Below are 5,134 nucleotides of genomic sequence, written 5' to 3' on the forward strand. Positions count from 1 at the left end.
CGCCGCTCGCCGCGCTCGCGACGGCGCTCGCCGTCGCGCGCGGCCCGCCCCTCGCCGCGCCCGCCGCCCTCGTGGCCGTCCCCGCGGCCGCGCGCGCGGCGTCCTCCCTCTCGCGGCTCGGACGGACGATCGCGGCGCTCGCGCTCCTCGCGCTTGTGCTCGGCCTTCTGGAGGTCGGTCGCCTTCTCGACGCGCTGGTGCGCGAAGAAGTACTTCAGCGCGAACGCGACGAGGTAATCGCCGTCCGGGCGCTTGCGCAGCTCCTGCGAGAGCGGGATGAACGCCTCGAAGACCGACGCGCTCATCGCGTCCTTGAGCTGGCCCACGTGCCGCTCGGTCCAGACCTTGCGCGCCTCCTCGGGGGTCGGCAGCGCCTTGCGCTCGAACACGATCCCGAACTTCTTCTCGAGGGTGGTGAGCGTGTGGATCTCCGCGCCGTTCACGATCGAGAGGCTCGTCCCCTTCTTGCCGATCCGGCCCGTGCGCCCGACGCGGTGGAGGAAGACCGCCGGGTCCTCGGGGAGCGAGTAGTTGATGACGTGGGTGAGGTCGGAGATGTCGATCCCGCGCGCGGCGATGTCGGTCGCCACCATGAAGCGGACCTCGCCGTGCTTCACCTTCGCCATCACCCGCTCGCGCTCCTTCTGCGGCAGGTCGCCGTTCAGCAGCTCCGCGTCATAGCCGTTGCGGTTCAGGACCGCGGTGACGAGGGAGGTGTCGCTCCGGGTGTTGCAGAAGACGATCGCCGTCTCGGGCTCCTCGATCTCCAGCATGTAGAGGAGGTTCCGCGGCTTCGGGTACGCGTCCACCGCCGGGTACATGACGTTGTGGATGTTGTCGACGCTGTACTCGTCGCCCGAGAGCAGGATCGTCTCGGGCGCCGTGAGGTACTTCTGGATGATCTGCTCGATGTCCGCCGGGACGGTGGCGGAGAACAGGAGCTGCTGGACGTCGTCGGGCAGGTGGTCGAGGATCCGCGTCACCTCCTCGAAGAAGCCCATGTTCAGCATCTCGTCGGCCTCGTCGAGGACGCAGGCCATCGCCGCGTCGAGGTTCAGCGTGCGCCGGCGGATGTGGTCGTAGATGCGGCCCGGCGTGCCGACGATGATCTCGGCGCCCGCCTCGAGCTTGGCGAGCTGCTCGCCCATCGAGGCGCCGCCGTAGATCGCCGCCACGGACACGTCGCGGTGCTTCGCCAGCGCGGCGAGCTCCTCGGCGACCTGCAGCGCCAGCTCGCGCGTCGGGCACATCACCAGGACCGACGGCTTGCGCCGGCCCTCGGGGACCCGCTCGAGGAGCGGGATCGCGAAGGCGGCGGTCTTGCCGGTGCCGGTCTTCGACCGGACGATGACGTCCTTGCCGTCGCGGATGGGCCGGTAGGTCGCGGCCTGCACCGGCGTCGGCTTCTCGTACCCCCGCTCCGCGATCGCGCGGCGGACCCCCTCGGACAGGCCGAGGTCGTCGAAGGAGGTCTCTGCCACGTAATCAGAAGGCGCCCCGACGGGCACCCCAGCCAGTTCGTTCTCCATGCGCTCCACTCTCGTTAAAGCGGCGCATGGCGGCTTCGACCTGGGACCGCGTGGACCCCCGACCACCCCAGTCGGGGGGAGTCGGGGGCTCGCGCCGTTCCCCGAAACGCGCCATGCGCCGGCGTCATGCCGATCTCGCGCCTTGCGCGAGAGGCACGACCTTTATATCAACAACCGTTCGCGGCGCCCACCCGTTCCTGCGCCCCAGCGTCGGCCGTCCCCCCGGCCCGGCGAGCCGCGCCAGGGAGCCATGACGAACCACCGCAACGAGAGATCCCGCCGCCCGCTCCCCGCCTTGCCGACCCGCCGCCCGGACACCCCCGTGCCCGGCGAGGGCGGGCTCGTCCGGTACGACCCGCTCCGCGCGTACATGGCGGAGGTCGCGCGCCACCCGGTGCTCTCGCGCGAGGAGGAGCACGCGCTCGCCGTCCGCCACCGCGAGACGGGCGACGTCGACGCGGCCTACAAGCTGGTCGCCTCGAACCTGCGCCTCGTGGTGAAGATCGCCCACGAGTACCGCCGCACCGCCTTCCAGCTCCTGGACCTGATCCAGGAGGGGAACATCGGGCTCATGCAGGCGGTGAAGAAGTACGATCCGTGGAAGGGCGTGAAGCTCTCCTCGTACGCCGCCTGGTGGATCCGCGCCTACATCATCCGCTTCGTGATGGAGAACTGGCGCCTGGTGAAGCTCGGCACCACCCAGGCGCAGCGGAAGCTCTTCTTCAACCTCTCCAAGGAGCGCGAGAAGCTGCTCGCCCGCGGGATCGAGGCGACGCCGCGCCTCCTCGCCAAGAACCTGCGGGTCGAGGAGAAGGACGTCGAGGAGATGACCGCGCGGATGGCGAGCGACGATCTCTCCCTCGACGCCCCGCTCGGCCACGACGGCGACGAGTCCCGCGAGACGCGGCTCGATCACGTCGCCGCGGACGGCGCGGCGCCGGCGGACAGCCTGATCGCCGACGAGGAGCTCCGCCGGGTCTTCCGGGAGAAGCTCGAGACCTTCGCGCGCACCATCGAGGACGAGAAGGAGCGCTACGTCTTCGAGCACCGCCTCCTCCCGCCGGAGGGGACGCCGCCGCTGACGCTCCAGGAGATCGGCGCGCACTTCAAGCTCACCCGGGAGCGCGCCCGCCAGATCGAGGCGAAGCTCACCGGTCGGCTCCGCGCGTACCTGCGCGAGGAGATCCCCGACTTCGAGCTGCTGGGGCCATCGTAGGTAACGGGGCGTGCCGCCCCGCCCCGGCTGCCTCTGGATTCAACACATCTCGGGCGGAGAGCCGCCCGGTCGAGGAGGGTCCGTGGCGGCGAACGGCCCTGAACGACGAGCGGTCTGGGCTCAGGAAGATGAAGAGACCGGAGCGCCGCAGTGCGTGGGAATCGTCCGCGCAAGATCGGCCCCGAAGAGGCCCGCGTTTCACCGATAGCGCTACGAGCTTCCGCCGGCGTGGCCTGGGTCGCCCGTCGCGCTGCCGCCCGTTCGCGAGGCGGCCGACGGCTTCACGGTGAGCGTTGGGCCGCAGCCCTTTCGCGGGAACCCAGATTTCACCAATCGGCTGTTGACGCGTTTTCCCGTGGGTGACGCTCCGCGAGCCCAGGTCGTCCGAATAGGCCTCTCTCGCAGCGTCGCGGGGGCGCCGTGCGCCGCGAGTCCGCGCGGAGCCGAGGCGCGAGGGCACGCTCGCGTTCTCGCTCCTGGAGCGGAATGCATGCGCTTGGGAAGGCCGCGAGATCGCGTGAGACCATCGGTTCATGCACGCACGCGATCTCTCAGCCCGGCTCTCCGAGCTCCTCCGCCGCGAGCACGACTGCATGGCCGATTTTCTCGTCGCGCTCGCCGATTTCGATCGCCGGCGGCTCTGGGTCGAGCTCGGCTACTCGAGCCTGTTCTGGTTCCTCCATCGCGAGCTCGGGCTTTCGAAGGGGGCGGCGTTCTACCGGAAGACCGCGGCCGAGCTGGTGCAGCGGTTCCCCGAGGTGATCGAGCCGTTGCGCGATGGGCGACTTTGCATCTCGAGCATCGCGGAGCTGGCGAAAGTGATCTCGCCCGAGAACCGGGCGGAGGTGCTGCCGCGGTTCTTCCACCGCTCGAAGCATGAGGCGGCAGAGGTTGCGGCCGAGATCAAGCCTGTCGAGAAGGCGCCGCGCCGCGAGATCGTGACGGCGGTGCGCGTCCCAGCCACGGTGGAGGCTGCTCCGCTCCTCGAGATCGCGGCGGCGGCGCTCCCGGTCGCGGCTCCGAACGTCGTCACGGCGGCACCTTTCGAGCCGCTCGAGGCGCGAGGTTCGCCGGAAAACCCTGTCGATGCCAACTCCCCGCGCGCTGCGGCGCATGCCCCATCGTCCGGCGAGCCCCGTGGCGAATTGGTCGTGCCGCTCAGCGCCGAGCTCCGGCGGCTTCACTTCAACGTCTCCCGCCGCTTCCTCGAGAAGCTCGACGCCGCGCGGGATGCGCTCTCCCATTCGCATTTCGGCGCCAGCACCGAGGAGATCCTCGAGGTCGGCCTCGACCTCCTCCTCGCCCGAAGCGCCAAGCGGAAGGGACTCGTGCAGAAGCCGCTCGCGGAGCGCCGCCCCTCGAAGCCGGAGCACCTCTCCGCCGAGGTGAAGCGCCAGGTCTGGCTCCGCGACGGCGGCCGCTGCCAGTATCCTCTCGACTCCGGCGGCATCTGCGGCTCGACCTACCTGCTCGAGTTCGATCACCGCGAAGCCGAGGCCCTGGGCGGTCCGCCCACGGTCGAGAACATTCACCTTCTCTGTTTCTTTCACAACCAGCTCGCAGCTCGGCACGTCTTCGGGGACGCCTTGATGGACCGGTTCAGGCGACGGTCGAACGGTGAGCGCTTCGACTGCGCACCCGTCGCGCGAGCGGGAACGGCGCCGCGGTGCGCAGCGAAGAAGAAGCGCTCGGGGTGAGCGGATGGCCGGCCCGGCTCTCGAGCGACGGTGACGGGGCCGACGAGCAGCCACCGGACCTGCTCCAGCTCTCCCGGCGCCGGGCGGCCGAGAGCCGCGGCGAGCGCCTCAGCATGCCGGTGAAGCACGGGCTTCTTCGAGGCCGATCTTGTCACTCCGGTACCCGCCCGCGGGCGGCGCCCCGGCCTCCACCTCCTTCCCGAGCCAGCTTCACGCTTGCCGTGCAGGCGCGCTCGTACCCCGCGGCGCACCTAGTACGAAGCTCTCTCGCAGAGCGAAAGCGGGGCCGGGACGAAGTGATGAATGGTCACCCCTGCTGCGCGGGGCCCGTGACCTCGCGCGCTTCGCTTCGCGATGGAGCGCGAGGTTCCCGCGCGGAGGGGCTGCGCCCTCCCCCCGGCTGCGGCGGGGTCCCCGCACCCCGCGCGCGGGAATCGCGATCGCGCGTCAGCGATCCGGAGCCGCGAGCCGCCTCGCCCGCGGCGCCCCGCCGCCGGACGCCGACCGCGAGAGCTGGTAGGCCGCCCCCGACACGGCGAGCACGAGGGCGGCGCCCAGGAGGGCCACCGGGTGGCGGGCCAGCTCCGGCGCCGGGGGCCGGGCGCCCGCCAGCGCGAGCGCCCCGACGACCACCGCGAGTCCGCCGCCGATCGCCGCCAGGACCACCGCGACGCCGCGCGCCGCGAGGAGCG

The 5,134-nt window shown here is 71.2% G+C and carries 3 protein-coding genes and 1 pseudogene; 2 read left to right on the top strand and 2 right to left on the bottom strand.

Features of this window, described 5'->3' with window-relative positions:
* Positions 1–1,529 (bottom strand): DEAD/DEAH box helicase (locus MNZ27_RS22770; protein WP_242396358.1); only part of this gene is annotated, 1,529 nt, incomplete at its 3' end.
* A gap of 250 nt (positions 1,530–1,779) precedes the next feature.
* Here MNZ27_RS22770 and MNZ27_RS22775 point away from each other — a divergent pair.
* A complete protein-coding gene (locus MNZ27_RS22775; RefSeq protein ID WP_242396359.1) occupies positions 1,780–2,745 on the top strand; it encodes a sigma-70 family RNA polymerase sigma factor in 966 nt (321 codons plus the stop codon).
* 533 nt (positions 2,746–3,278) lie between these two features.
* Positions 3,279–4,442, top strand: coding sequence for an HNH endonuclease (locus tag MNZ27_RS22780; RefSeq protein WP_242396360.1), 1,164 nt, complete (start codon positions 3,279–3,281; stop codon positions 4,440–4,442).
* A 447-nt stretch (positions 4,443–4,889) separates the two neighbouring features.
* On the opposite strand, the pseudogene MNZ27_RS22785 reads toward MNZ27_RS22780, so the two are convergent.
* Positions 4,890–5,134: pseudogene (locus MNZ27_RS22785) on the bottom strand (hypothetical protein); the annotation flags it as partial.

This window comes from Anaeromyxobacter oryzisoli (assembly GCF_022690765.1).
In the GTDB taxonomy this organism is placed as follows: Bacteria; Myxococcota; Myxococcia; order Myxococcales; family Anaeromyxobacteraceae; genus Anaeromyxobacter; species Anaeromyxobacter oryzisoli.